Source organism: Prosthecodimorpha staleyi (assembly GCF_018729455.1).
Lineage (GTDB): Bacteria > Pseudomonadota > Alphaproteobacteria > Rhizobiales > Ancalomicrobiaceae > Prosthecodimorpha > Prosthecodimorpha staleyi.
The window spans coordinates 100403-126415 of record NZ_JAHHZF010000004.1 but is presented as its reverse complement, the minus strand read 5'-3'; the positions used below and the strand labels follow the sequence as shown (position 1 = coordinate 126415).

The window sequence follows — 26013 nt, the reverse complement described above, 5'->3', positions numbered from 1 at the left end:
GCGATCGTCGCCAGGAGCCGACGGATGGTTCGGGTTCGTCCCGAACGGCCGGACCGCGAGCCGTCGATCGGGACAGGCTGACGCATCGTGACGATTGCATCGCGGTCCGACCTGATCTAGCAGGCCCGTCGTGGTCCGTCGATTGGGGGCACGGTCCTGGTGGCACATCCAATGCGGGCAGATCAAAGGGCCTGTACGCCAGAATTTAGATCGCCGCGATGGCATGCTAGAAATCGGTGATCAAGTGTCCGCGGTCTCGCGGCGGAGTGTGACGCGCCAATGACGCTGGTCAGCCGACACTATCGAAACGTCTGCCTCACGCCGCTCCATCCGGCGCCCGATCCGGCATGGTTGTTCGCCTATGCGGCCTATGACGACACCGGGGCGGCGATCGAGGACCTGCGCTTTCGGCGCGGGCACCGTCAGTCGCAGGTCGACCCGGTTCCCACCGAAGAGCCCTCCAGGCTGGACGGCGACCATCTCTTCGCCGGCATCCTGTTCAACCACTACGGCCACTTCCTGCTGGAGGGATTGACCCGCCTGTGGGCTCTGCGCCGGGCGGCTCCGGATCGGACGATCCTATGGCTGCGCCACCATGGCAGACCGATGCGGTCGTGGCATGGCCAGATCTTCGCGTTGTTCGGCATCGACCAGGCCCGTTTCCGGTTCGTCGAGGGAGCGACGCGCATCGACAGGCTGGAGGTTCCGGAGTCGGGCTGGATCAGCCCGACCCACTCCGCGCCGGAGTATTTCGATGCGATCCGGCTGCGCTGCGGCACCCCGGTCACGCCCGGCCGAAAGGTTTGGCTGTCGCGCAGTCGCCTGGCCGACAATCAGGGGCGCATTCTTGGAGAAGCCGAGCTCGAAGCGGTCCTGCGGCGCCGCGGCTGGGACATCGTGCATCCCGAGACGCTGAGCGTGGCGGAGCAGATCGACCGGCTCGACGGCGCCGAGCATATCGCCGGCTTCGAGGGGTCAGCCTTCCATACCCTGCTGTTCATGGACGTTCCCGGCAGGGTACAGATTTTCGCCCGCCGCCGTCCGGCCAGCCGGCACTTCGGAATTATCGCCGAGCAGAAGGGCTTCGCCCAGGCCCTGCACTATCCGGCACTCGACTATGTCTCGGGCGCGGCCGCCCGCGTCGTCTCCCGCCTGGTCGACCCGGACGAGGTGCTGGCATGTCTGGTGCCCTGACCCGACCGGCCTGCCGTCCGGGCGCCCTTCGTCTTGCACCAACGCGAAAAAGGCCGGGGAACCCCCGGCCTCTCGCGGCATCGAGCAGAAGGAGCGGCCCGGATCAGGCCGACTTCTTGTCCTGCTTCTCGACGATGCGGGCCGCCTTGCCGGTCAGGCCGCGCAGGTAATAGAGCTTCGCGCGGCGGACCTTGCCGCGGCGGACCACGTCGACGGACTCGACCAGGGGGGTGTAGACCGGGAAGACGCGCTCCACGCCCTCGCCGTAGGAGATCTTGCGCACCGTGAAGCTCTCGTTGAGCCCCGAACCCGAACGGGCGATGCAGACGCCCTCGTAGGCCTGCACGCGGGTGCGGTTGCCTTCGACGACCTTGACGTTGACGCGGACGGTATCGCCGGGGGCGAAGTCCGGGATCGAGCGCTTCTCGGCGATGGCCGCCATCTGCTCGGCTTCGAGTTGATCGATGATGTTCATGGGTGCACCTGTTCCGAAATCGGCGTTGCCTATACTCGATGTCGAGCCGCTTGTCATGTCCCCGTCGCGTCAATCGCGGGAACGCGACCGTCGCGGCCGGTTCGTCTCGTCCGCCCGTCGCCGGGCTTGGTAGTCCGTCCAGAGGTCCGGCCGGCGCTCGGCGGTCAGCCGCTCCGCCGCCTCGCGGCGCCAGCGCGCAATCCTGCCGTGGTCGCCGGAGGTCAGGACCTCCGGGATCGTCCGCTCTTCCCAGACCTGCGGCCGGGTATAGTGCGGATATTCCAGGAGCCCGGCCTCGAAGCTCTCCTCCGTGCCGGACTCCGTCTTGCCCATCACACCCGGCAGCAGCCGGACGACCGCATCGAGCAGCACCAGCGCCGCCGGCTCGCCGCCGGACAGGACATAGTCGCCGACCGAAACCTCGGTCAGCCCGCGTCCCTCGATGACCCGCTCGTCGACCCCCTCGAAACGGCCGCAGACGATCACCGCCCCCGGTCCGGCCGCGAGATCGCGGACGAATTCCTGCCGGAGCGGTCGGCCGCGCGGGCTCATCAGGAGCCGCGGGCGCGGATCATCCGGTTCGGCCGCCCGGTCCAGCGCGCGGGCGACGATGTCGGCCCGCATCACCATGCCGGGACCGCCGCCCGCCGGCGTGTCGTCCACGCTGCGATGCCGGTCCTCGGCGGCGTCGCGGATATCCGCCACGTCGAGCGACCAGAGCCCCTTGGCCAGCGCCTTGCCGGAGAGCGCGACCCCGAGCGGGCCCGGGAACATCTCCGGATAGAGCGTCAGCACCGTGGCGCGGAAGCCGCTCAAGGCTCCGATCCCCCGGCCGTATCGGGCGAGCCCGCGGGCACGGCATCCGCCGCGTCCCCGGAGGTCTTGCGACCCTTCCGCCGGCGTCCGGGCCGCCGCTTCAGGCTGCCGGCCTCGACACCTTCCGCAGCGCCCGACGCCTCCGCCGCCGCGGCGGCCTCGTCGTCCGGTTCGGCACCCGCGAACAGGCCCTCCGGCGGCTCGATCACGACCCGCCCTCCGGCCACGTCCACCACCGGCGCGAAAGCCCTGGTGAAGGGCAGGTAGACGGTCGATCCCGCCGGCGGCTGGATTTCCAGAAGGTCGCCCGCCCCGAAATCCGGTACCGCCAGGATCGTGCCGTAGAGCGTGCCGTCGGCACCTTCGGCCCGGAGCCCGATCAGATCGGCCTGGTAGAAGGTCTCCTCGTCCTCCGGCGCCGGCAGGGCGTCGCGGTCGACGAAAAGGCGCGTCCCGTTCAGTTCCTCGGCACGGTTGCGGTCGGCAACCTCGCGGAACTTCACGATCAGCACCGTGTCGGCCGGACGCTGGCGCTCGACCGTGAGGGCGATGCGCCCGTCCTCGGAGGCGAGCGGACCGTAATCCGCGATCGCCTCCGGCGGCTCGGTGAAGGATTTGACCCGCACGTCGCCCCGAATGCCGTGGGCGGCACCGATCTGCCCGACGAGGATGCGCTTCGGCGCCATGGCTCAGGCTGCTCCCGGACGGACGGATCAGCGGATCACGCCGCGGCGGCTTCGGCCTTCTTGGCCTTCTCGGCGGCGCGCTCCTGGGCCTTCTTGCCCGGGACGGCCTTCTCGGGATTGTTGCGGGCTTCGCGCGTGGCGATGCCGGCATCGGCGAGGAAGCGCAGGACGCGGTCGGTCGGCTGGGCGCCGACGCTCAGCCAATGCTTGATGCGCTCGGGCACCAGGCTGACGCGGTCGGTCGAATCCTTGGCCAGCATCGGGTTGTAGGTGCCGACCTTCTCGATGAAGCGGCCGTCGCGCGGGTTGCGGGCATCGGTCACGACGATGCGATAGTAGGGACGCTTCTTGGTGCCGCCGCGGGCGAGCCGGATCTTCAGGGACATCGTAGACCTTTCCGTTCGAAGTCTTGAGGCTGGGATCGAGGCGCCCCGGAGGCCGGGGCGGTTTTGCGGGTGGGGTCGGCTACTTTTTCTTGCCGAGCCCCGGAAGAGTGGGGAAACCGCCGGGTCCCTTCGGACCGGGGAAGCCCATGCCGGGCGGCAGGCCGAGCCCGCCGGGCGGCATGGGCGGCAGGCCGCCGCCGCCGCCAAAACCGGGCGGCATGTCGGGCAGCTTGCCGGATTTGGCGAGCCGTTCGAGCTCAGCCGGATCCATCTGTGGAGCGCCGCCGCCCATGCCGAGCATGCTGCCGAGGCCGCCGAGCATGCCGCCCTTCTTCTTGCCGAGCATCTTCATCATGTCGGCCATCTGGCGGTGCTGCTTGAGGAGGCGGTTGATGTCCTCCACGCGCGTGCCCGAGCCGGCCGCGACGCGGCGCTTGCGCGAGGCGTTGAGCAATTCGGGCTTGCGCCGCTCCTTCGAGGTCATCGACGAGATGATCGCGATCTGGCGCTTGACGATCCGGTCGTCGACCTTGTCGAGTTCCTTGCTCATCTTGCCCATGCCGGGCAGCAGGGCCATCATGCCCTTCATGCCGCCCATCTTCTCCATCTGGCGCAGCTGCTCGGCGAGATCGTCCAGGTCGAACAGACCCTTCTGCATCCGCTGGGCGGCCTTGGCGGCCTTCTGGACGTCGATCTCCTGGGCGGCGCGCTCGACCAGCGCGACGATGTCGCCCATGCCGAGGATGCGACCGGCGATGCGGGCGGGATCGAAATCCTCCAGCGCATCGGCCTTTTCGCCGACGCCGATCAGCTTGATCGGTTTGCCGGTGACCGCGCGCATCGACAGCGCCGCACCGCCGCGGCCGTCGCCGTCCATGCGGGTCAGCACGATGCCGGTCAGCCCGACGCGCTCGTCGAAGGACTTGGCCAGATTGACGGCGTCCTGGCCGGTCAGCGCGTCGGCGACGAGCAGGATCTCGTGCGGCTTGGCGACCCGCTTGATCTCGGCCATCTCGAGCATCAGCTGCTCGTCGATATGGATGCGGCCGGCGGTGTCGAGGATGACCACGTCGTAGCCGCCGAGCCGGCCGGCCGTCATGGCGCGCTCGGCGATCTGGGTCGGCGACTGGCCGGCCACGATCGGCAGCGTGTCCACGTCGTTCTGGGCGCCGAGCACCCGCAGCTGCTCCTGCGCGGCCGGGCGGCGCGTATCGAGCGAGGCGAGCAGCACCTTGCGACGCGACCGCGCGGTCAGCCGCAGGCCGATCTTGGCCGTGGTGGTCGTCTTGCCCGAGCCCTGCAGACCGACCATCATGATCGCGACCGGGGCCGGGGCTTCGAGGTCGATCGGCCGGGCATCCGAGCCGAGCATGTCCACGAGCGTGTCGTGGACGATCTTGATCACCTGCTGGCCTGGCGTGACCGAGCGGATCACCTCCTGGCCGACGGCGCGGGCACGCACCTTGTCGGTGAAGGAGCGCACGACGTCGAGCGCCACGTCCGCCTCGAGCAGCGCACGGCGCACCTCGCGCATGGCCGCGTTGACGTCTTCCTCCGTCAGCGCGCCGCGCCGGGTCAGCTTGTCCAGGATGCCGGACAGGCGTTCCGAAAGGCTCTCGAACATGCGTCTCGCTCTTCACTCAGGCCGCCCGAGGGCGACGGGTTGATCCCGATCGCTCTCAGATAGGGTCTCGTCCTGGATGCCGACAGACCGGACCGGGCATGAAACCCGTCTCCGGAACCGATGCCGCCAAACGGAAACGCGCCCGCGGGCGCAACGCGCTGGCGGGCGTGGACCTCCGGGATCAAGTCCCGGTCGGCGGATCGTCGTCGAAATCTCGGCGAGACCGCGGGTCCATACGCGCAAAGGCGGCGGGGGTCAAGGATCGCGATCGGATTCGGTCCTCGCGGCCGGCCGCGCGACCGGATAGACAGGGCGGCGAACCGAGACCGAACCCATGACCGATACCCCCGCCTTGCCCGCCGCCGTCGCCGAACCCTGTCCGCATTGCGGCAAGCCGGCGGCCTTGTGCGTCTGCGACTTCGTCGAGCCGGTCGAGACCCGGGTCAGGCTCGCCATCCTGCAGCATCCGCAGGAGCAGGACGTGACGCTCGGCTCGGCGCGGCTGGCCGTCCGGCATTTCGTCGGCGGCATCTTCAAGGTCGGGCTGTCCTGGCCGAGCCTGTCCAAGGCGGTCGGGCGCGAGGTCGACGTGAAGCGTTGGGCGGTGATGCATCTCGGCTCGGTCGATACCGAGGCCTTCCCGCCCGGCCGCGATCTGGTCGTGGTCGACAAGGACGGCAAGCCGGTCCCGGACCAGGCGGCGGCCCTGAAGGGGATCGAGGGCGTCGTCGCCTTCGACGGCAGCTGGAGCCAGGCCAAGACGCTGTGGTGGCGCAATCCCTGGGTCTTGAAGGCGCGGCGGCTGGTGATCCGCCCGGCGCAGCCCTCGCTCTACGGCAAGCTGCGCAAGGAGCCGCGCCGCGAGGGGCTGTCGACCCTGGAGGCGGTCGCCTTCGTGATCAGCCGGCTCGAAGGCAAGCCGGAGATCGAGAAGGCGATGCTGTCGAGCTTCCGGCGCATGCTGCAGCGCTACCGGGATTCGCTGCCGCCGCCTCAGGAGAAGAGCCGGAAGCGCCGGCCCGGCTCGCCGGCCTCCGCGCCGTCGGCCGCCCCGGCATCCGGGCCCGGATCGTCCGGCGGCGGCGCGAATACGTAGGACGCCGCCGATTTCGCGGCCTCGGCGCGCGCGGCCTCCGGCTTGGGGACGTCGGCCTTCGGGGCCTCCGGCTTGACGGTCTCGCCGCGCGGCGGCTCGGACCGCGTCTCGCCCGACGCCTTGGGCAGGATCACCACCTTGTCGGAGGCCACGACGGTCGGCTTGGCCGGCTCGGCGGCGCTGGTGCCGGCGGATGCGGTCGGGCCGGTCGGCTTGGCCGGTTCCGGCTTCGCCTCGATCAGCGCCGGCTCGGACTTGCGCTCCGGCGCGCCGGACTTGGCCTTTTCGCGTGCGGGCGCTGCGGACGGGGGCGTGGCGGCGGAAGCCGAGGGGGAAGACGGCGCGGGGCGGCCCGGGTCCGGTGGCAGCAGTTCGGCACGACTCGGTTCTGTCGCGGGCGGCGCCTTTTCCGGCTCGGCTTCCGCGGCCGTCGGCATGGGGGCCGGGCGGGCCGGCTCCGGGCGCGCCTGTTCGACCGAAAGCAGGCTTGCGGTCTCGTCGCCGCTGTCGTCGGCCTCGTCGAACGGATCGGTCACCGGGCCGCCCAGGAGATCGGCCGGCACCTTCCATTCGAAGGCATCGAGCCGGCCGGTGACCGGCGAGACCGGGGCCCAGCGTTCGGCGACGAACCCGTCGGCGATCCAGGAAGGATCACGCGGCGCGCGCGCGGCCCGGGCGCGCCAGCCGCGCACCTTGCCGGAGGCGCCGTGTTCGGCTTCCTCGATCTCGGCCATGATCAGGCAGGCGCGCCGGGTCGGCGCCGGCTGCATGACCGGCTTCAGGGCCGCACGGGCGGCGGAGACGTTGCGCGCCTCCAACTCGGCGCGGGCGAGCGCGAAGGCGCATTCGGTGTGATGGGCACGCACCCGGATCAGATCCTTGATGCGGGCGAGCCGGTCCTGCGCGCTGTCGCCGGGCCGCAGATGCGCATAGGCGTCGGCGAGATCTGGATGCGGCTCCTGTCGCCAGGTCGTCTCGATGACGCGCGCGGCACGCTTGATGTCGCCGGCCCGCGCCATCAGGCGGGCGGCGACCACCGCCGCCGGTACCAGCTCGGGCGCCAAGCCATGCGCCTCCATGGCGAAGTTGCGGGCGAGATCCGGCTCGCCCATCTCGATCTCCAGGGCGCGCGCGGTCAGCACCACGGCGCGCAGCCGCTTGGCGCGCGGCTTGTCGACGATTTTGTGGCGGGCATTGCGGTCTAGGGTCGCCAGCGCGCCGTCCCAGTCCCGGTCCTGGGACTGAAATTCGAGCAGCGCCTGACCGGCCCAGCCGACGCGCGGGGCGAGCGTGTTGGCCTCCTCGGCGAAATGGCGCGCGGCGGTCGCGTCGTTGTAGCGGCCGGCCTCGACATAGAGGCCGCGCAGGCCGAGGAGCCGGGTCTCGGGATCCTCCAGCATACGCTCGAAGGCCTCGTGGGCGGCGGCGCGGTCGCCGGAGAGCTGGGCCGCCTGGGCCTCCAGGAGCAACGCCAGCGGCTCGGCGCCGAGCACGCGGCGCGCCTCCTGGGCGAGCCGGCCGGCGGTCGAGGGATCGCCGGCACCGACCGCGATCATGCCCTGGCTCAAGGCCCGCCAGCCGCGTTCGCGCTTGCGCCGGGTGAAGAAGGAGCCGACCGCGCCGGGCGTCCGGACGAGACCGCGCAGCAGGGCGAAGACGGCCAGCACCGCCGCCGTGAAGGCGACGATGGCGATCGCCACCACCATGGTGGAGGTTTTCATCTCCACCCCCTGCCAGACGAGCGTCAGTTCGCCCGGATGGTCGGCGAGCCAGGAGAAGCCGAAGGCGAGCGCCAGGAGAGCGGCGAGGAAGACGAGGACGCGGATCATCGCGATAAACTCACTGGCCGGGCTGCACGAGCTTGGAAAGGACCGAGGCGGTCGAGGCGGCGAGCGCCTTGTCGACGGCGACGCGGGCTTCGAGCCCGGCCGCCCAGTCGGCCGAGACCTTGCGGCCGGTCTCGGGCAGGGCGCGCCATTCGGCGAGCGCCCCGGCCAGATCGCGCGCCTTGAGCCGGTCTTCGAGACGGGCGACGCGGGCTTCCGGCCCGTCGCCGCCGATCTCGCCGACCTTGCGGATCGAGACGGCCTGACCGGCATTGGCGAGCAGTTTGTCCATCAGGCCGCCGGTCTCCGCCGGGGCGGTCGCCTGCAGGATGCGCTTGGCGACCGCGCCGTAGCGGTCGACCAGCACGGCACTGGTCGGCACCCCGGTCGCGGCGAGCGGTTCCAGCACCGCGAGGTCGACCGCGCCGCGCGCCAGCGTCCTGGCGGTGGCGAGTTCGGTCGCGAAAGGACGGCCGTCGTCGACCGCGGCGCGCAGGGCGCCGAGCGACAATGCCAGCACCGCGTCGGTGCGGGCATCGGCGCCGCGCCGGGCGAAGCCCTCGATCTCGCCGATCCGGTCGCTGAAGCCGTTGAAGCGGGCCTCGACGGCGGCCGTCCGGGCCGCCGCGGCGTCCAGGCCCTTGCCGATCTGGCCGAGGCGGCCGTCGAGATCGCCGGCGCGCCGTTCGGCCTCCGCCGAGCGGACCGTCAGGGCCTCGACCTGGCGGCGGGCCTCGACGAGCCCGGTACCGTTGGCCTCGACCGCCTTGCCGAGATCGGCGAGGCGGGCCATGTCGGCAGAGATCGTTTCGATGCGCCGGCGGGTTTCCTCGAAACCGGCGACGCGCGCGAACAGCACATCGACGGTTTTCTTCAGATCCTCGTAGCCGGTCAGCCGTTTGGCCGTCTCGCCGGCCGCCGTTTCGAGCGCTTCGAGCCGGCGTGCCGATCGGCCGAGCGTCTCGGCGAGGCCGGACACCTTGGCCTCCAGCGCCGTGTCCCCGGCCGCGACCCTGTCGGCGAGGCCTCGGATCTCGGCCGTCAGCCTCTCGGCCGCGGCGCGCTCGCCGGCATCGAGCCGGGCGGTCAGCGCCTCGGTACGGCCGGCGACGCCCTTGATCTCGGCGGCGAGCGCCTGACGCTGCGCCGTCAGCGCCTGCTCGAAGCCGCCACGGGCAACGGCGATGTCGGCCAGGAACTTGCGCTCCAGCTCGTCCAGGCGAGCCGGATCGGCACCCGGTGCGGTGCCTGACGCGACCGGTGTCCCGGACGAGGCACCGGAAGGGGCGCCCGACGGGGCGGCGCTGCGCAGGCCCTGCAGGTCCTTCTGCAGCGCCTCGACCTGCTTCCCGCGGTCGGCCGCCAGCTGTTCGAGGGCGGCGAGGCGCCTCGCGAGATCGGCCGGGACGGCGGCGGCGGCCGGCGGGACCGGCGCGGCCAGCCGCTTCTCGGCCTCGGAAAGACGCGTCTCTAAGCCGGCGACGCGGGCACGGTCCAGGCTGGCGGCAGGCGAATTGTCCGGCCAGCTGCCGCCGATCGCCAAGACGAGCGAGCCGCCGATGCCGATCAGGCCGCCGGCCGCCGCGGCGGCGGCGAGGCGCAGGTCGAAGCCCGAACGGGCGGGGACCGGTAGGGGCCCATCGGGCCTTGCACCGACGGCGGCGGGGTCGGCCTCCGCGGCTTCGGCGAGAGGCGTGGCGGGGCGGGAATCGCTGGATGACATCGAAAGTCCGTGCTCTGCCCCCGGCATCTCGCCCGAGGGCGAAGCGGCCGGGATGGGATCGGAGGGGGCGTCGGGTGGCGTCATGGCTGCATCGGAAGACTGGGAAGCTGCGAGGGCGGCCGAATCGGAAACCGGCGCGGAGAGAGCCGTGGGCGTAGCGAGGGACGCCGGTTCTATGACGGCCGCGGGCGTCGAGAGGCTGGCTGCCGCGGCACGGCCCGAGGCCGTCGATGCCGCCGTGGCGCCCTCGACGAGCGGGACGGCCGGTCCGGTTACCGATGCCTGGGAGACTGCAGACGCCTGCGCACTGGCAAAGGCCTGTACGGCGCCGGGGGGTGCCGCTTCCGGGGGAGATGCCGCTTCCGGCGTTCCGGTCCGGGATTGAGACGGGCCGTTGCGGCCGCGGCCCTGCCCGTCGGGTCGACCGGAGCGCGTCTTGCCGTCCCTTGCCATCAGCGTTCCTCCCCGGCCGCGCAGCGCTCATGGCGATCGTTCGATCGCGGCGACAAAGCTATCGCGGCGACGAAGCTATCGCGGCGATCGTGGCGAGATCGTGAGGGCCGGCCGGCGCCGGTCCCGACTCATGCCGACAAGGTTTCCAAAATCGCCTCGGCGGTCGGGCGCGGGGCGATCTCGATCCGGCGAAAGCCGAGGCCCGCCAAAGGCTCCGCCGCCGCCGCCGAGATGGCATGGACGACAACATGCCTCAGGTCGGGGACGGGTCGCAACTCAGTCAGGCAACTGACTAAGATCTCGGCTGTGCGCCGGGAATGGATCAGGATGGCGTCGATTCGCCCCGCGCTGAGTTCGGCCGCGGCGGCATCCGGCAGACGGGCGGCCGCCTCAGCCCGGTAGACCTCGACCAGATCGACTGCGAAGCCGGCCGCGCGCAACTGGCCGTCCAGGTCGCCGGAGCGATCGCGTCCGGCGGCATAGAGGATGGACCCGGCTTCGGGCGGCAGGCCGGCGGCGATCAGCGCGGCGAGATCGGCGGCGTTCCCGGCGGCCGAGCGCACATCCGTGCCGCCGAGCCGGGCGGCGGCGGCCGCGGTCGCGTCGCCGACGCAGAAGACGGGCCGGGCGGCCAGCATCGGCCAGTCCGGGCGCGCCGCGAGGGCTTCGAGCGCCCGGGCGCTGGTCACCGCGATGGCGGCGAGGTCTTCGGTCCGGATCGTCGTGGCCGGGTCGAGGACGATCGCGAGCAGCGGCGCGACGATCGCCTCATGGCCGCGCCGCATCAGGGCCGCAGCCGTCTTCTGCGCCTCCGGTTCGGGGCGGACGACCAGGACCCGCATCGCGCTCTCGCCCCTCTCAGCCGAAGAAGTCCGGCCCTCCGACCGCCTTCAGGGCCTGTCCGGCCTCCGCGCCGATGCGCGCCGCGTCGGCGGTGGCGCCCTGACGCGCGACGGCATGGGCCTCGCTGCCGTCCGTCTTCAGGATCAGGCCGTCGAAATGCAGTTCGTCAGCCTCGATTCGGGCAAGGCCGGCGATCGGCGTGCGGCAGGAGCCGTCCAGGGCGGCCAGGAAGGCGCGCTCGGCCGCCAGGCAGAGGCCCGTCTGCGGGTCGTCAAGATGGGCGACCAGCGCATCGGTCGCCGCGTCGCCGACCCGGCTTTCGATGCAGATCGCGCCCTGGCCGACGGCGGGCAGGAAGGTGTCGGTCTCGATCACCTGGCTGACCACATGGCCGAGCCCGAGCCGCTTCAGTCCGGCATGGGCGAGCAGCGTCGCGTCGGCGACGCCGGATTGCAGCTTGGTCAGCCGGGTCTGTACGTTGCCGCGGAACTCGACCACCTTGAGGTCGGGCCGGAGCCGCATGACCATGGCGCGACGGCGCAGCGACGAGGTTCCGACCACCGCTCCGGCCGGCATCTCGGCGAGGCTGCGGTAGACCGGCGACACGAAGGCGTCGCGCACGTCTTCGCGCGGCAGGAAGGCCGTGATCGCCAGCCCGTCCGGCAGGAGGGTCGGCATGTCCTTCGAGGAATGCACGGCGAGGTCGATCGAACCGTCGAGCAGCGCCTCCTCGATCTCCTTGGTGAACAATCCCTTGCCGCCGGCTTCCGACAGCGGCCGATCGAGGATGCGGTCGCCCGAGGTCTTGATGACGACGATCTCATAGGCGTCTTCCGGAGCGCCGGTTGCCGCCATCAGCCGAGCCCGCGTCTCGTAGGCCTGCGCCAAGGCGAGTGCGCTGCCGCGTGTCCCGATCCGCCACAGTTTGGATTGCACGTGAAGACCACCGTCTGTTAAAGCCGGGCGCGCCGCCCCCTGGAGCGCCTGACGCCGGTCCGCTCCGCGGGCGGTGGAACCGGCATCGGGCAAGCCCCATATCGAGACTTGTCTTTAGCCGAAGGCCGCCGCACGCGCCATCGGGCGTTCATCCGAAAACCGGCCGGACGGCGCGCACCGAAACCGCGTCGGCGGGCTCCGGCTCCGTCCTGCGCCGCGCGGCGTCTTGCGCCCCGAAGCGCCTACCGGGTAGCTCCATCGCCATGCTGATCCTCGGAATCGAAACGAGTTGTGACGAGACGGCCGCCGCCGTGGTCGCCCGCGACGCCGAAGGACGCGGGCGCATCCTGTCGAACGTGGTCCATTCCCAGCTCGACGAACACGCGCCCTTCGGCGGCGTCGTGCCGGAAATCGCCGCCCGCGCCCATGTCGAGGCGCTCGACGGCATCGTCGCGCACGCCTTGGTGGAAGCCGGCATCGGCTTCGCGGATCTCGACGGCGTCGCGGCGACCGCCGGCCCGGGCCTGATCGGCGGCGTCCTGGTCGGGCTGATGAGCGCCAAGGGCATCGCCCTGGTGCACGGCCTGCCGCTTCTCGCCGTCAACCATCTGGAAGGCCATGCGCTGACCGCACGGCTGACCGACGGCATCGCCTTTCCGTATCTGCTTCTGCTGGTCTCCGGCGGCCACACCCAGTTCGTCGCCGTGGAGGCGCTCGGCCGCTACCGCCGGCTCGGCACAACCATCGACGATGCCCTCGGCGAGGCCTTCGACAAGACCGCCAAGTTGCTCGGCCTTGCCTATCCGGGCGGCCCGGCGGTCGAACGGGCGGCGCTGGACGGCGACCCCACCCGTTTCACGCTGCCGCGGCCGCTGCTCGGCCGGGACAGCCTGGACTTCTCGCTGTCGGGCCTGAAGACCGCGGTCCGGCAGGTTGCCCAGGCCGCCGCGCCGCTCACCGACCGGGACGTTGCCGATATCGCGGCCGCCTTCCAGGCGACCGTCGCCGAGATCGTCGCCATCAAGGCGCGTCGGGCGCTTGCCGCCTTCTCGGCGCAGACCGGCGTGGCCGCGCCCGTCCTGGTCGTCGCCGGCGGGGTCGCGGCCAACAAGGCGATCGGGACCGCCCTGCGCGCGGTCGCCGAGGCGGTCGGCGCAGGCCTCGTGGTGCCGCCCGCCCGGCTGTGCACCGACAACGGCGCCATGATCGCCTGGGCCGGCGCGGAACGGCTGGCGGCCGGCCTCGTCGACGGGCTCGATGCCCCGGCTCGGGCGCGCTGGCCCCTCGATGCCGATGCCGTGCCGAAGCTCGGCTCCGGCCAGCACGGAGCCAAGGCATGAGCGGGATCAGGGTCGGCGTCTTCGGCGGCGGCGCCTGGGGTACCGCCCTGGCGCTGGTGGCCGCGCGGGCGGGTCGGACCGTCACCCTCTGGGCGCGCGACCCGGATGTGGTCGCCGAACTCGGTTCTGCCGGCACCAATGCGAAATTTCTGCCCGGCATCCGGCTCGATCCCCGCTTCGGCGCGACCGGCGACCTCGCCGCGGCGGCGGCGGCCGACATCCTGATCGCCGCGGTTCCGGCCCAGGCGACCCGAGGCCTGCTGCGCGATCTTGCCGCCCATGTCCGGCCGGGCGTGCCGGTGCTGGTTGCCGCCAAGGGGATCGAGCGCGGCACCGACGCCCTGATGACCGAGATCGTCGCGGCCGAACTGCCGGGCCGGCCGGCCGCGGTGCTGTCCGGCCCGAGCTTTGCCGACGACGTGGCGCGCGGGCTGCCGACGGCGCTGACCGTCGCGGCGGCGGATGGCGACCTTGCCGAGCGTCTTTCGGCCGCGCTGGTCTCGCCGAGCTTCCGGCCCTATGCGGCGACCGACGTGGTCGGCGTGCAGGTCGGCGGCGCGCTCAAGAACGTCATCGCGATCGCGTCCGGCATCGTGGTCGGCCGCGGTCTCGGCGCCAGCGCGCAGGCCGCGCTGACCGCGCGCGGCTTCGCCGAACTCGGCCGTCTCGCCCGAGCGCTCGGGGCCGAGCCGGAGACGCTGATGGGCCTGTCCGGCCTCGGCGACCTGGTCCTGTCGGCGACCTCCCGGCAGTCGCGCAACTTCTCCCTCGGCATCGGCATCGGCGAGGGGCGCCCGGTCGCGGCCCTCACCGGCACCGGCGCCAAGCTCGCCGAGGGCGCCTTCACGGCCTCGGTCGCGCTCGATCTCGCGCAACGCCATGGGGTCGACCTGCCGATCACCGGTGCGGTGGCGGCGGTGCTGGCCGGCCGGCTGTCGGTCGATGCGGCCGTCGAGGGCTTGATGACGCGGCCGCTCCGGCGCGAGGGCACCTGAACCGCCCGACCAGGGCAGCCGCACCGGGGCAGCCGCACAGGGACCGGCGGACGGAAACCGCCATCCTGCGCGGCTATCCCGCCTTCTTTGCGTCGGGACGATTCCGTTTGCGGGCGACTGGCCTTATGGTCGCTCGCCGAAACCCGATCGGAGATCCTTGATCCATGCTGTTTCTCGCCATCTGCCGCGACAAGCCCGGCCACCTGCAGCTTCGGCTCGATACCCGCGAGACCCATGTCGCCTGGCTGAAGGGCCTCGGCGCGACGCTGAAGCTGGCTGGTCCGTTCCTGGACGATGCCGCCGAGACCATGTCGGGCTCGCTCGTGGTGATCGAAACCGCGGATCTCGCCGCCGCCAAGGCGCTGTTCGCCGAAGACCCCTATGCCAAGGCCGGCCTGTTCGAGAGCGTCGAGGTCAAGCCCTGGCGCTGGACCATCGGCAATCCGGCGGCGTGAGGGCGCGATGGCGCATTGGCTCTACAAATCCGAACCCGGCGTCTGGTCCTGGGACGACCAGGTCGCGGCCGGGCCGGCAGGCACCTTCTGGGACGGGGTGCGCAACCATCTCGCCAACAACCACATGAAGGCCATGCAGGTCGGCGACCGCGGCTTCTTCTACCATTCCAACGACGGCAAGGCCGTGGTCGGCGTGGTCGAGGTGGTCAAGCCCTGGGCGCCCGACCCCAAGGACGAGGCCGGCAAGTTCGGCGCCGTCACCCTGAAGGCGGTCGCGCCGCTGAAGGTCCCGGTCGAGCTTTCCGCCATCAAGACCGATCCGCGCCTCGCCGAGATGGTGCTGGTCAAGAATTCCCGCCTGTCCGTGCAGCCGGTCACCGACGCCGAGTGGGACGCCATCCTGGAGCGCGGCGGCGGCTCGTGAGCGAGGCGCAGGCCGATCCGGATCTGGCGGCGCTGGCGGCCTTCGTGGCGGCCAATACCCGCCTGCAGGCGCCGCCGCATGTGCCGGAGATCCGGCTCCATCTCGCCGACGAGGCGGTCGATCTCTGGCACCGCACCGAGGCGGAGCTGGAGACGATCGGCCTGCCGCCGCCCTATTGGGCCTTTGCCTGGGCGGGCGGGCAGGCACTCGCGCGCCATGTGCTCGATCACCCGCACCTGGTGGCGGGCCGGTCCGTGCTGGTCTTCGCGGCCGGCTCCGGCCTGGAGGCGGTGGCAGCCGTCAAGGCCGGCGCGCGCCACGTGCTGGCGACCGACATCGACCGCTACGCGCTTGCCGCCATGACGCTCAATGCGGCCGCCAACGGCGTCGAATTCGCGATGTCGGGCGCGGATTGGATCGGCGCGCCGGTCGACGGCTACGAGGTCGTCCTGCTCGGCGACGTTTTCTTCGAACGTCCCTTGGCCGATCGGGTCGGCGCCTGGGCGGCATCGGCCGTTGCGGCCGGCGCGCTTGTGCTGGTCGGCGATCCGGGCCGGAGCTACTTGCCGCGCGACCGGATGGACGCGCTGGCCGACTATCGCGTGCCGACGACGCGGGCGCTCGAGGACGCCGAGGTCAAGCACACCACGGTCTGGCGGTTTCGCGGGTAGTGCGGGCCGGGTTCAGGCCGGCACCGACAGGGGATCGGGCGCGGGCGACGGTCGGTCGGCGACGCCCGGTCCGGCGAAGGGGCCGGTCATGCGGGAGGCACCCAGGGCGCGCAGGCGGATGGCGGCGGCGGCATCCGCAACGGCGTCGCCGGTCAGCTCCGCGCCGAGCGAGCGGACCATGGCGGCCAGCGCCGCGAGAAGGCCGGTCGCGCCGTCCTCGGCCGACTGCGCGACCAGTTCGCCGGCCAGTTCGATGCTGTCCGGGGCCAGGCGGCGCAGTTCGGCCAGATCGATCGGACCCCTGCCGAAATCGGTCGCCGCGATCCGGATCCCCAGCCCGCGCACTTCGGCGATCGCCTCGCGGACCGTGTCCGCCAACTGGGTCAGGGCCCGGCCGGGCAGTTCGATCGTCAGGCGGCCGGCCATGTCGGGCCTGCGCGCGAGGCGCTTGCGGATGACGGCCGTCCAGCGGCTGTCGCAGAGAACCTCCGGCATCGCCTGGATGGAGAGCCGAAGGGACGGTTCGGCCGCCAGATCGACGACGGCGCGGTTCAGCGCGCTGAGGTCGAGCGCGGCGGAGAGACCGGTGGTGGCAGCGACCCGGGCGATCCGCTCCGGATCGGGGTCGGCGCTGCAGACCAGGCGGTAGGACAGGATGCGGCGACCGCCGGCCTCCCGGCAAGGCTGGTAGAGATAGCCGACCGTTCCGGCGGCCAGCGCGGTGCCGAGGCTGCGGGCGAGCTCCAGATCGCCCGCGGAAGCGTGACCGGCCTCCGACAGGCTGCCGGCCTGGAACCCGCCGGGGCGTCGTTCGCGGCCGGCGGCCAGGGCGCGTTCCGCGGCGGTGACGATCGCCTCCAGGTCGGTATCCCGCTTGGCGATGCACAGGCCGCCGAGCGAGACGGACAGACCGAGCGGACCGGATCGCGTGTCGACCAGGGATCGCCGTACCGCAGCCGCGAAACGCTCGCCGACGACCGTGAGGGCCTTGTCGTTGCAGTCCATGATCAGAAGGCCGAACCGGTTTCCCGACAGGCGGCCGATCAGGTCGCCGGCCCGCAATTCTGCGCGGATGCGGTGTGCCGCCTCGGCGATCATGCGGTCGCCGATCTCGCTGCCGAAGGTTTCGTTGAGTTCGGCGAGTCCGTCGATGGCGGCGATCAGGAAGGCGGCCGGCTTGCGCCCGCGCCCCATGGCCGGCAGGGCGGCCTGGACGGCCGCGAGGAACTGGCTGCGCTCGAGCTGTCCGGTCAGCACGTCGTAGCGCGATCCCACCGTTTCCTTGGCGGCCTCCGCGCAGCTTTGGTCGAGAACGCGGATCAGGCCCTGGGCGCGCTCGGGGCGGCCGCGCGCATCGGCAAACCATCGGCCGACATCCTCGATGGCGAGCGCGGGCGAATCCGGCCCGTTGAGGCGCAGCCGGTATGTGGCCCGATACGGGACACCTTGCCCGCCGTCGGTATTCGCCGTCGCCCTGATCGCGTCGGCGCGGCCCTCCGGTGTCTCGGGATCGAGCAGGGCGTCGAAGCGCGAACCGGTCGCGATCCGGTCGAAGCCGGGCAGACCGAGGACGTCGGCGGCATTGGCTCCCCAGACGAGCGCGTCGGTGCGAAGCGTCCACTCGTAGACGGCGGCACGCACCGTCAGGAGAATATCGCGAGCGCTCGTTGGGCGGATTTCCGCGGGTTTCGTTGCCAAGTCCGCCTCTGATCGGGGATCGACACCAGGTCCGCCGGTCCCCCCCGCGAGATCCGGCGGCGCGCAGTGTCCTCCAGGATCGTCGAAATTCCGTTTAAGCCGGACGGTCGCGGCCGCAAGTTGCCTGTGGGCCCCTCCCCATCGGCACCGCTCTTGCCTATGTGTTACCGAAAGGTTGATCGTTCGTCCCGAAATGGGACGGATGATCGTCGGTGAGGCGGATGCGGATCGAAGCTGGCCCGAGCATCATGGCGGCGAACCCGAATGCGGGTCGCGCCCTGGTGCCCGTGGCCCGTGTCGGCGATCCGGCCGGCGACCGCCGGTCCGAAGACCGAGGCCGGCCGTCACGTCATCCGGCTACCCCCGAACCCGATCCGCGCCTGCCGCCCGGCCGCCTGTTTGCCCCGATCGTCGCGCAGATCCTGTCCGGCCGCGATACTGCGGCGGGCGCAGGTCCGGACCGCCGGGCCGGCACGGAAGCGGCGAACCGGGCCTATGGCGAGGCGATGCGCCGCACGGAAAGACTGCCGGCCGGCACCATGCTGGCCCGTTCTGCCTGACCGGGCAGGCCCGTTCTGCGTGACGGGCAGGCCCTTTCACCGGACCGCGGTTTTCGGCGGATCCGTCAATAGCCGAGCGCGCAGCCGTCCTTGCGCGGATCGGATGCGCCGATCAGCAGGTCGCGCTCCCAGTCGATCATCACGGCCTGACCGCCGCCGAGCGCAGCCGGGCGGCGTTCGACCGTGTGGCCCTTGGCGGTCAGGCCGGCGACGGTCGCGTCGGCAATGCCCGCCTCGGCTTCCACCACAGCGCCGCCGTCGCGCCAGAACAGGCGCGGGGCGTCGAGGGCTTCCTGCAGATCGAAACCGAAATCCACGACATTGCTGATGAAATGGGCGTGGCCGCAGGCCTGATACGCGCCGCCCATGACACCGAAGGGCATCACGGGCCGGCTGTGCTGCAACGCGAAGCCGGGGATGATGGTGTGCATCGGCCGTTTGGCCGGGCCGATCGTGTTCGGATGGCCGGGTGCGATGCGGAAGGCGGAGCCGCGATTCTGCAGCATCACGCCGGTCTTCTCGGTGCAGATGCCGACGCCGAACCCGTCATAGATCGAGTTGATGAAGGAGACCGCCATCCGGTCGCGGTCGACGATCGACAGATAGACCGTGTCGGCCTCCGGGATGCGCTCCGGCGTCACGTCCGCAAGGCGGTGCTGGCGGTCGATCCGGTCGGCAAGGCCGGCGCCGTAGCCGTCGGAGATCAGCGTGTCGACCGGCACCCGCATGGCGGCCGGGTCGGCGATGAAGGCGTCCCGGCAGGCATAGGCGAGGCGGGAGGCCTCGATCTCCAGATGCAGGCGCTCCGGCCCGTTCGGGTCGAGTCCGGCGAGATCGAACCGCTTCAGGATGTTGAGCATGATCAGGGCGGTGATGCCCTGGCCGTTCGGCGGCAGTTCGGCGATTTCGAGATCGCGATAGGCGGAGACGACCGGCACCACCGGCGTCGCCTCGGCACGGGCGAAATCGTCCAGCGTCAGAAGGCCCCCTCGGGCCGCCAGCGTGGCGACGATCTCGGCGGCGGCTTCGCCCTCGTAGAAGGCCTTGGCGCCGCCGGCCGCGACCGCCCTGAGCGTGCGCGCCAGCGCCGGCAGGCGGACGCGGTCGCCGATGGCCGGGGGTTGCCCGCCGGGGAGATAGTGCAGGCTGGCGCCCGGATCGGCAGCCAGTTTCTCGATGAAGCCGGCCCAGTCGTGGCCGACGCGCGGCGCCACCGCGAAGCCGTCGTCGGCGAATTCGATCGCCGGCGCCAGGCAGCGGTCGAGGCCGAAGCGGCCGAACCGGTCGAGCAGATGGGCCCAGGCGGCGATCGTTCCCGGCACCGTGACCGCATGCGGGCTGGTGGCCCCGATTTCGGTGAAGCCGCGCTCCAGGTACCAGTCGGTCGAGGCCGCGGCTGCGGCGCGCCCGGATCCGTTGACCCCGGCGAGCGCTTCTCCCGGTTTCGCCACGATCGCGAAGCAGTCGCCGCCGATGCCGGTCATGTGCGGCTCGACCACGGCCAGAACGGCCGCGGCGGTGACGGCGGCATCGACCGCGTTGCCGCCGGCCTTCAGGCAATCGAGTGCGGCGCCGGTTGCCAGCGGATGCGAGGTGGCGGCCATGCCGCGGCCGGCATGGACGGTGGAACGGCCCGGATGATGGAAATTGCGCAAGGGCGCCTCGGCTCGATCACGGAAAAGCGGCCGGCTGGATGCCGGTCTCGGCGGGTCTTCGGTCTCGGCGGGCTGCCGGGCCGGCAGGGCGCTTCGGCGCGCCGCCCGGGGGTGGGCCGGCGCGCCGGATCGCGGGACCGATCAGAGCTGGTCGGTTCGCTCGTAGCCGAAGTCGCGCCGGGCGCCGCGGATCGTGATCGAGAAGCCGCCGATCACGTCGATCAGCGAAATGGTCAGCAGGATGAAGAACACCCAGGTGGCGCAGTAGGACACCGCGATGAACTCGATCAGATAGACCACGAAGACGGCCATTGAGGCGGCATGGTCGAAGATCGAGTTCGAGCTGGTATGGGTCGCCTTCAGGATCTCGACGAACAGGAAGACGAGACCGGCGAGGACCATCAGGGCGCCGACCGTCAGCTTGAACTCGGTCCCCGAGACCATGGTGATCGACAGGATGGCATGTTCCCAATTGGCATCGGAATAGCCACCGAGCAGGCCGAGGCCCGTCAGATTGTAGACGATCAGCGGAATAATCGTGAAGGGAATGGCGAGCAGCATGTGCATAGTCCGTGATTGACCTGACCAGCCACCACCTATGCACGGGGTTCGCGAAAAAACAAAGGCCGGCGGGAGCCGGCCTTCGCACTTTCCGTTCGGTGAAACCGCGGCGCATCGGCGCCGATCAGGCGTCCGCCTTCGGCTCCAGGACCTGCTTGCCCCGGTACATCCCCGTCTTCAGGTCGATGTGATGGGGGCGGCGCAGTTCGCCCGAGTCCTTGTCCTCGGTATAGGTCGGCGCCTTGAGGGCGTCGGCCGAGCGACGGAATCCGCGCTTCATGCGCGACGTTTTTCTCTTGGGTACGGCCATCGTCGAAACTCCGGTCAGAACGGCGGACGACCTTACCGTCTTCCTGCCGAGGATACTGGCACCTGGTCGAAAACCGCTCGACCCGGATGGTGTCGCCCGGGGCCGAGGCGGTCGAATTCGGTGGAATGGGCGGCCTTATACAGAACTCGTGCCGGCTTGACCAGTCCGCAGCGACTTTTTTGTGAGACGGCGTCGGGCACCGGCTCATAAGACGCAGGGAACGCTGCCGTCCGGACCGGCGGCCCGCCGTTCGAGCCGATAGACGAGGCCGAGCTGGCCGCGGCCGGGGTGGCGCGGGTCCCTGAGGATCGGGTTCGGCAACGAGGTCGCCAGGATCGCCGCCTCGCGCGGGCCGAGGCTGTCGGCGGACTTGCCGAAGGCGCGCCGCGTGCCGGCCTCCGCGCCGTAGGTTCCCGGACCCCATTCGGCGATGTTGAGATAGATCTCCAGGATACGGCGCTTGGGCAGGACGAGGTCGATCCACAGCGCGAGCGGGGCCTCGACGATCTTGCGCAGATAGGAGCGCTGCGGCCACAGGAACAGGTTCTTGGCCACCTGCATGGTGATGGTCGAGACGCCGCGCGGCCGGCGTCCGGACCGCTCCGCCTTGGCCATGGCAAGATCGATGGCGGCCCAGTCGATGCCGGCATGGCTGCAGAAGCGGGCATCCTCGCTCGCCACGACGGCCCGGATCAGGCTCGGGGCAATGCGTTCCAGCGGCACCCAGCGGCGGTCGACCGGGCGGCCGAGCAGCCGGTCGGCCAGCATCAGAGTGGAGACCGGGTCGATCCACCGGTAGGCGACCGTCAGGCTGACGGGGACCAGAACGAGCGCGGCGAGCACGGCGGCCGCGACGAGGAGCGTCTTCCGGACAGCGGACGGCACGTCTTCTCCCGCGTTCGACTTCAAAGCGCGGCGATTTTCGGATAGCCAAGCCTGTCCGTCCACCCCAGAGCGAGCCCGCCGCCTTGACTCGTGCCAAGACCGCCTTCGAAGACGCCCTGGCGCAGACCGCCGCGGCCGTCGAAACCATGCTGGACGGCCTGCTCGGGCGCGAATCGCTGGCCGGCGAACTGGAGCGGCCGGTGCGTCTCCTGGAGGCGATGCGCTATGCGGTGCTCGGCGGCGGCAAGCGCCTGCGCCCGTTCCTGCTGATCGAGACCGCCCGTCTGTTCGGTGCGGAAGGCATGGGGGCCGTCCGCGCCGGGGCAGCCTTCGAGATGGTGCATGGCTACAGCCTGGTCCATGACGACCTGCCGGCCATGGACGACGACGACCTGCGCCGCGGCCGGCCGACGGTGCATCGCGCCTACGACCAGGCCACCGCGATCCTGGTCGGCGACGCGCTGCTGACGCTCGCCTTCGACGTGATGGCCGACCCGGCGACGGATGTCTCGGCGGATGTGCGTGCCGGGCTCGTGCTGCGTCTGGCGCGGGCCTCCGGGCTCGGCGGCATGGTCGGCGGACAGGTGCTGGATCTCGCGGCCGAGGGGCGCTGGACCCCGGAGGGCCGCCCGCTGGCGCTCTCGGCCGAACGCATCCAGCGGCTTCAGGCGATGAAGACCGGCGCCCTGATTGCCGCCTCGGTCGAGGCCGGGGCCCTGATCGGGCGGGCCGGGCCGGCCGAGATGGCGGCCCTGTCGACCTACGGCACGCTGATCGGCCGTGCCTTCCAGATCGCCGACGACCTGCTCGACGTTGAGGCGTCCACGGAGACCGCCGGCAAGGCAACCGGCAAGGACGCAGCCCGCGGCAAGGCCACGCTGGTCGGCCTGCACGGCGTCGACGCCATGCGGACGCGCCTGGCGGCGATCGTCGACGAAGCGGTCGACCGGCTCGGTCCCTTCGGCGATCGCGCCGCCGTGCTGGTCGAGGCGGCCCGTTTCATCGCCTTTCGCGACCGCTGAGTTTCGGCCCGCGCCGGGTCCAAGAAAAAGCCCCGGCGAGAGACCCGCCGGGGCAGTCTAGGGCTTGGGAGGAGCCCGAAACAAAGAGTGCGGTCAGCGCGCGGCGAATTCCGCGACCTCGGCGGCGAGGCGACGCTGCATCGCGGTCGCCAACGTCGAGACCGGGCGGTTGCGGACCGTCGGGTCGGCCGCGACCGGGGTCGCGAACCAGGCGGCCATGGCGGAGGACGGGACGATGCCGGGCCGCGCTGAGGCCGAGCCGAAGCGGTCGAGCTTGGCCTGCTGGACGGCAGCCGACATCAGGTCGTCGGCGAGCGCTAGCGCGGCGCCGGCATTGGGCGTGCCGCCGGCGACCGCAAGACCGACCGTTTCGGCGACCTGGCCGGGAATGGTGGTGACCCGGATCGACGCCGGCAGGGCGCCGCGCGCAGCCGCCTCGGCGATGTCGTCCTGGCCGGTGACCGCGACCTTCACGTCGCCGCGGGCGAGCCGCAGCAGGACCTCGGCCGGGGTGCGGGTGACCGAGGCATGCAGGCGCAGACTGCGGAAATAGTTGACCGCCGGCACCCCACAGGCGCCGTTGGCATAGTCGGCCGCTGCGCCGGGCGTCATTTCGGTGTCGTAGATGCGCGACAGGCAGACCGGGCTCGCCAGCGCGATGGTGGCGGTCTCGGCGAAGGAGGCGCGAGCGCCGCTCTCGCTCGGACGGGCGTAGCCCAGGCGGCCAGGATTGACCGAGGCATAGTTGGCGAGACCGGCGAGATCGGCGATCTGGTCCGGCTTCACGGCGTTGGAATCGTAGGCGACGACCTGGCGGGCGACATGGAACGGCACCGTCGCGCCGCCGGTATGGCTGGCGTCGGCCACCGTCGCCCCGGTCCAGCCGATGTCGCGGGCGTTCGGCAGCAGGCCGACCAGATCCAGGCCGGCGTCGAGGCCGGCGGCGATCAGGCGGCGCTGGTCGCGCTCGCCGAGCAGGACGAGGTCGGCCGGCGCCGGCACGCCGGCATCGCGAGCATTGGCCAACTCGGCGATGATCACGTCGGACGGCTTCACGACAAAGCGGACGACCATGCCGTGCGAGCGGGCGAAGCGCGGCGCGACGACCTCGGCGAACAGGCGCGAGAAGCGCGCCTCGTCGGCATAGACGGTCAGCGCGACACCGGGCTTCAGCGCCGGCAGCACGGCCTGGCGGAAATGGGTGCGGTCGAGATTGGCATGGGCGGAGACGGGCTCCGCCAGCGCGGCACCCGTGCCGGCCAGAAGGGCGAGGGCAGGCAGAACGGCGGTGGCAATGCGGGACATCGGTCTTCTCCTGATGGCGCGGATCGCGCGCCCTTGTGCGGTCGGAGCCGACCCTGTCTGAACGTTTCCGTACGATCAGGTCTTTTTGTTGCGGGCGCTCAGGCCTTGGTTGGCGGAACAGTATTCAGCGCCGCGCCACTGTCAAATCCGTGACAAAGATCAAATCACCGCACCGATATGTCGAGATGTCGCACCGCAGCATTCTTGATTGGGCGCGAACCGATTTAAGCCGCAGTAAGATTGCGGAGGGAGCGCCATGCCGGCAACATTCGTGCGTCAGGGCTAAAACGGATTGAAGGGGGGCTTCAGAAACTTTCATTCAAGGCTCAAGCGTTATCGAGCCTTTGAAACGATTAGACCTGCCGCGGCGTCGGGTGCACTGCCGGGTGAGTCGGAACAGGCGCGGTGCGGTGGCCGAAAGAAAATGCCCGGACGTCGGTCCGGGCATTCCGAAAAGTCATGCCTGCGGGCAGCGGCGGAACGGTCGGTCAGACCGTCACGACGCGCAGGTTGTTGGTCGATCCGGCGGCTCCGAAGGGCACGCCGGCGACCACCACGACGCTCTGCCCGGCCTGCGCGAAGTTATGGGCCCGGACCTGCGCGACCGCCTCCTCGACCATCTGGGAATAGCTGGTCACGTCGTCGGAACGGACATTGTAGGCGCCCCACAGCAAGGCCAGCCGGCGCGCGGTGTGCAGGTTGGGGGTGATCGCCAGGATCGGCACGCCGGTGCGCTGACGGGCGATGCGGGCGGCCGTGGTGCCGCTCGACGTGAAGGCGACCACGCCGGCGGCGCCGATCGTCCTGGCGACTTCGGCGGCGGCGGCGGAGACCGCATGCTGGGCGAGCGGCTCGACGGAAGGGTGCAGCGCCTCGATGATCGGAGGGTATGACTTGTGGCGCTCGGTATGGGCCACGATCCGGTCCATGGTGGCGACGGCCTCGAGCGGATACTGGCCGGAGGCGCTTTCGGCGGAGAGCATCACCGCATCGGCGCCGTCATAGATGGCGGTCGCCACGTCGGAGGCCTCGGCGCGGGTCGGGGCCGGCGCCTGGATCATGCTTTCCAGCATCTGGGTGGCGATGATCACCGGCTTGCCGGCCAGCCGGCACAGGCGGACGAGGTCCTTCTGGGCGCCGGGCACCTCCTCGGGCGGGATCTCCACGCCGAGATCGCCGCGGGCGACCATGATGGCATCGGCCAGCCGGAGGATGTCCTCGATCTCGCCGAGCGCGCGCGGCTTCTCGATCTTGGCCATCACGCCGGCACGGCCGCCGATCAGCTGGTGCGCCTCCATCAGGTCGGACGGGCGCTGCACGAACGAGAAGGCGACCCAGTCGACGCCGAGTTCGAGCCCGAAGGCGAGGTCCTCGCGGTCCTTCGCGGTGATCGGCGACAGCTGCAGCAGGGTGTCGGGCAGGTTGACGCCCTTGCGGTCGGAGACCACGCCGCCCGTGACCACCTCGGCATCGATGAAGTCGTGGCCGCAGCCATGGGCGACGAGACGCACCTTGCCGTCGTCGATGAGCAGCTTGTGGCCGGGCAGCATGCCCTCGAAGACCTCCGGATGCGGCAGCGGCAGCCGGGTCGGATCGGTCGAGGTCCTGTCGAGGACGAAGCGGATGCGGGCGCCGGTCTCGAGCCGGACCTTGCCGTCCGGCAGGGTGCCGAGGCGGATCTTCGGGCCCTGCAGGTCCTGCAGGATGGCGATCGGGTGACGGGCCTGCTCCTCGAGCCGGCGGATGGCGTCGTAGCGGCGCCGATGGTCTTCGTGGCTGCCATGGCTGAAATTCAGCCGGAACACGTCGACCCCGGCGCGAAACAGCTTCTCGATCATTTCCGGTTCGGACGACGCCGGTCCGAGCGTCGCGACGATCTTGGCGCGGCGGTTGCGCAGCATGCCGGTCTCTCCTCGTCTTGCGAGCGGCACGCTCCGCCGACAGCCGTCCGCCGGCGCGGTCCCGCCTTGTCGCCGCCTCTGACGGGCGGTCGGTCGCGACGAGAGCTTCGCTCCCGTCCGCCGCGTCGTCATGACACAGCAGGAGAGAAAGGAAAACCTCTTCCGGCAGAGCT

25 protein-coding genes are annotated in these 26013 nt (G+C 71.2%); 9 read left to right on the top strand and 16 right to left on the bottom strand.

The window, feature by feature from the left end; genetic code table 11:
• The first annotated feature begins 279 nt into the window (after nucleotides 1–279).
• On the top strand, nucleotides 280–1194 hold the full coding sequence (locus KL771_RS08960; RefSeq protein WP_261968205.1) for a glycosyltransferase family 61 protein: 915 nt from the start codon (nucleotides 280–282) through the stop codon (nucleotides 1192–1194).
• A 103-nt stretch (nucleotides 1195–1297) separates the two neighbouring features.
• Here the strand turns inward: KL771_RS08960 and rplS are convergent, their stop codons facing one another.
• The 5 genes from rplS to ffh form a co-directional block, all read right to left on the bottom strand.
• Nucleotides 1298–1669, bottom strand: coding sequence for a 50S ribosomal protein L19 (gene rplS / locus KL771_RS08955; RefSeq protein ID WP_054359823.1), 372 nt, complete (start codon nucleotides 1667–1669; stop codon nucleotides 1298–1300).
• A 69-nt stretch (nucleotides 1670–1738) separates the two neighbouring features.
• Nucleotides 1739–2443: a tRNA (guanosine(37)-N1)-methyltransferase TrmD gene (trmD, locus tag KL771_RS08950; RefSeq protein WP_261968528.1), complete on the bottom strand. Its 705-nt coding sequence runs from the start codon at nucleotides 2441–2443 to the stop codon at nucleotides 1739–1741.
• Between the two features lie 38 nt (nucleotides 2444–2481).
• Nucleotides 2482–3171, bottom strand: a complete 690-nt coding sequence (rimM, locus tag KL771_RS08945; protein WP_261968204.1) for a ribosome maturation factor RimM — start codon at nucleotides 3169–3171, stop codon at nucleotides 2482–2484.
• A 35-nt stretch (nucleotides 3172–3206) separates the two neighbouring features.
• Complete coding sequence (gene rpsP, locus KL771_RS08940; protein WP_054359825.1) at nucleotides 3207–3557, bottom strand: 30S ribosomal protein S16; 351 nt, start codon at nucleotides 3555–3557, stop codon at nucleotides 3207–3209.
• Nucleotides 3558–3636: 79 nt separating this feature from the next.
• Nucleotides 3637–5181, bottom strand: a complete 1545-nt coding sequence (ffh, locus tag KL771_RS08935) for a signal recognition particle protein (protein WP_261968203.1) — start codon at nucleotides 5179–5181, stop codon at nucleotides 3637–3639.
• A 334-nt stretch (nucleotides 5182–5515) separates the two neighbouring features.
• Here ffh and KL771_RS08930 point away from each other — a divergent pair, with 334 nt between their 5' ends.
• Nucleotides 5516–6277, top strand: coding sequence for a tRNA-uridine aminocarboxypropyltransferase (locus KL771_RS08930; RefSeq protein WP_261968202.1), 762 nt, complete (start codon nucleotides 5516–5518; stop codon nucleotides 6275–6277).
• Here the strand turns inward: KL771_RS08930 and KL771_RS08925 are convergent.
• The 4 genes from KL771_RS08925 to hemC all read right to left on the bottom strand — a co-directional run bounded on the left by KL771_RS08925 (nucleotide 6175) and on the right by hemC (nucleotide 12058).
• The gene (locus KL771_RS08925; protein WP_261968201.1) at nucleotides 6175–8106 is read right to left on the bottom strand and encodes a heme biosynthesis protein HemY; all 1932 of its coding nucleotides are present in this window, start codon (nucleotides 8104–8106) and stop codon (nucleotides 6175–6177) included. The two genes, KL771_RS08930 and KL771_RS08925, sit on opposite strands and share 103 nt — an antisense overlap.
• A 10-nt stretch (nucleotides 8107–8116) precedes the next feature.
• A complete protein-coding gene (locus KL771_RS08920; RefSeq protein ID WP_261968200.1) occupies nucleotides 8117–9826 on the bottom strand; it encodes a hypothetical protein in 1710 nt (569 codons plus the stop codon).
• A 581-nt stretch (nucleotides 9827–10407) separates the two neighbouring features.
• Nucleotides 10408–11121 (bottom strand): uroporphyrinogen-III synthase, encoded by a 714-nt coding sequence (locus KL771_RS08915; protein ID WP_261968199.1) that lies wholly within the window; start codon nucleotides 11119–11121, stop codon nucleotides 10408–10410.
• A 16-nt stretch (nucleotides 11122–11137) separates the two neighbouring features.
• A complete protein-coding gene (gene hemC / locus KL771_RS08910) occupies nucleotides 11138–12058 on the bottom strand; it encodes a hydroxymethylbilane synthase (RefSeq protein ID WP_261968198.1) in 921 nt (306 codons plus the stop codon).
• A gap of 263 nt (nucleotides 12059–12321) precedes the next feature.
• On the opposite strand from hemC, the gene tsaD reads away from it, so the two are divergent.
• From tsaD to KL771_RS08885, 5 genes are all read left to right on the top strand, one after another.
• Complete coding sequence (gene tsaD, locus KL771_RS08905; protein WP_261968197.1) at nucleotides 12322–13398, top strand: tRNA (adenosine(37)-N6)-threonylcarbamoyltransferase complex transferase subunit TsaD; 1077 nt, start codon at nucleotides 12322–12324, stop codon at nucleotides 13396–13398.
• Nucleotides 13395–14393 carry an NAD(P)H-dependent glycerol-3-phosphate dehydrogenase gene (locus KL771_RS08900; RefSeq protein WP_261968196.1) on the top strand — a complete coding sequence of 333 codons (999 nt, stop codon included), beginning with the start codon at nucleotides 13395–13397 and terminating at the stop codon, nucleotides 14391–14393. The genes tsaD and KL771_RS08900 overlap by 4 nt, the downstream gene beginning before the upstream one ends.
• Nucleotides 14394–14557: 164 nt before the next feature.
• Nucleotides 14558–14848: a YciI family protein gene (locus KL771_RS08895; RefSeq protein ID WP_261968195.1), complete on the top strand. Its 291-nt coding sequence runs from the start codon at nucleotides 14558–14560 to the stop codon at nucleotides 14846–14848.
• Nucleotides 14849–14855: 7 nt separating this feature from the next.
• A complete protein-coding gene (locus KL771_RS08890) occupies nucleotides 14856–15272 on the top strand; it encodes an EVE domain-containing protein (protein WP_261968194.1) in 417 nt (138 codons plus the stop codon).
• On the top strand, nucleotides 15269–15943 hold the full coding sequence (locus KL771_RS08885; protein WP_261968193.1) for a class I SAM-dependent methyltransferase: 675 nt from the start codon (nucleotides 15269–15271) through the stop codon (nucleotides 15941–15943). Before KL771_RS08890 ends, KL771_RS08885 begins: the two co-directional genes overlap by 4 nt.
• 12 nt (nucleotides 15944–15955) lie before the next feature.
• Here KL771_RS08885 and KL771_RS08880 read toward each other — a convergent pair whose 3' ends face one another.
• On the bottom strand, nucleotides 15956–17641 hold the full coding sequence (locus KL771_RS08880; RefSeq protein ID WP_261968192.1) for an EAL domain-containing protein: 1686 nt from the start codon (nucleotides 17639–17641) through the stop codon (nucleotides 15956–15958).
• A gap of 221 nt (nucleotides 17642–17862) precedes the next feature.
• Between KL771_RS08880 and KL771_RS08875 the strand changes: the two genes are divergently transcribed.
• Nucleotides 17863–18201: a hypothetical protein gene (locus tag KL771_RS08875; RefSeq protein ID WP_261968191.1), complete on the top strand. Its 339-nt coding sequence runs from the start codon at nucleotides 17863–17865 to the stop codon at nucleotides 18199–18201.
• A gap of 65 nt (nucleotides 18202–18266) precedes the next feature.
• On the opposite strand, the gene KL771_RS08870 is transcribed toward KL771_RS08875, so the two are convergent.
• The 4 genes from KL771_RS08870 to mtgA all read right to left on the bottom strand — a co-directional run bounded on the left by KL771_RS08870 (nucleotide 18267) and on the right by mtgA (nucleotide 21612).
• Nucleotides 18267–19856: a gamma-glutamyltransferase family protein gene (locus tag KL771_RS08870; RefSeq protein ID WP_261968190.1), complete on the bottom strand. Its 1590-nt coding sequence runs from the start codon at nucleotides 19854–19856 to the stop codon at nucleotides 18267–18269.
• A gap of 141 nt (nucleotides 19857–19997) precedes the next feature.
• Nucleotides 19998–20417, bottom strand: coding sequence for a hypothetical protein (locus KL771_RS08865; protein WP_261968189.1), 420 nt, complete (start codon nucleotides 20415–20417; stop codon nucleotides 19998–20000).
• A gap of 124 nt (nucleotides 20418–20541) precedes the next feature.
• Complete coding sequence (gene rpmF, locus KL771_RS08860) at nucleotides 20542–20727, bottom strand: 50S ribosomal protein L32 (protein WP_054359841.1); 186 nt, start codon at nucleotides 20725–20727, stop codon at nucleotides 20542–20544.
• A 204-nt stretch (nucleotides 20728–20931) separates the two neighbouring features.
• On the bottom strand, nucleotides 20932–21612 hold the full coding sequence (gene mtgA / locus KL771_RS08855) for a monofunctional biosynthetic peptidoglycan transglycosylase (RefSeq protein WP_261968188.1): 681 nt from the start codon (nucleotides 21610–21612) through the stop codon (nucleotides 20932–20934).
• Nucleotides 21613–21695: 83 nt separating this feature from the next.
• Between mtgA and KL771_RS08850 the strand changes: the two genes are divergently transcribed.
• A complete protein-coding gene (locus KL771_RS08850) occupies nucleotides 21696–22634 on the top strand; it encodes a polyprenyl synthetase family protein (RefSeq protein ID WP_390866568.1) in 939 nt (312 codons plus the stop codon).
• 93 nt (nucleotides 22635–22727) lie between these two features.
• On the opposite strand, the gene KL771_RS08845 is transcribed toward KL771_RS08850, so the two are convergent.
• Together KL771_RS08845 and pyk are read right to left on the bottom strand one after the other, a co-directional pair.
• Nucleotides 22728–23939, bottom strand: coding sequence for an extracellular solute-binding protein (locus KL771_RS08845; RefSeq protein WP_261968187.1), 1212 nt, complete (start codon nucleotides 23937–23939; stop codon nucleotides 22728–22730).
• A gap of 488 nt (nucleotides 23940–24427) precedes the next feature.
• On the bottom strand, nucleotides 24428–25840 hold the full coding sequence (pyk, locus tag KL771_RS08840; RefSeq protein ID WP_261968186.1) for a pyruvate kinase: 1413 nt from the start codon (nucleotides 25838–25840) through the stop codon (nucleotides 24428–24430).
• Nucleotides 25841–26013 lie beyond the last annotated feature (173 nt).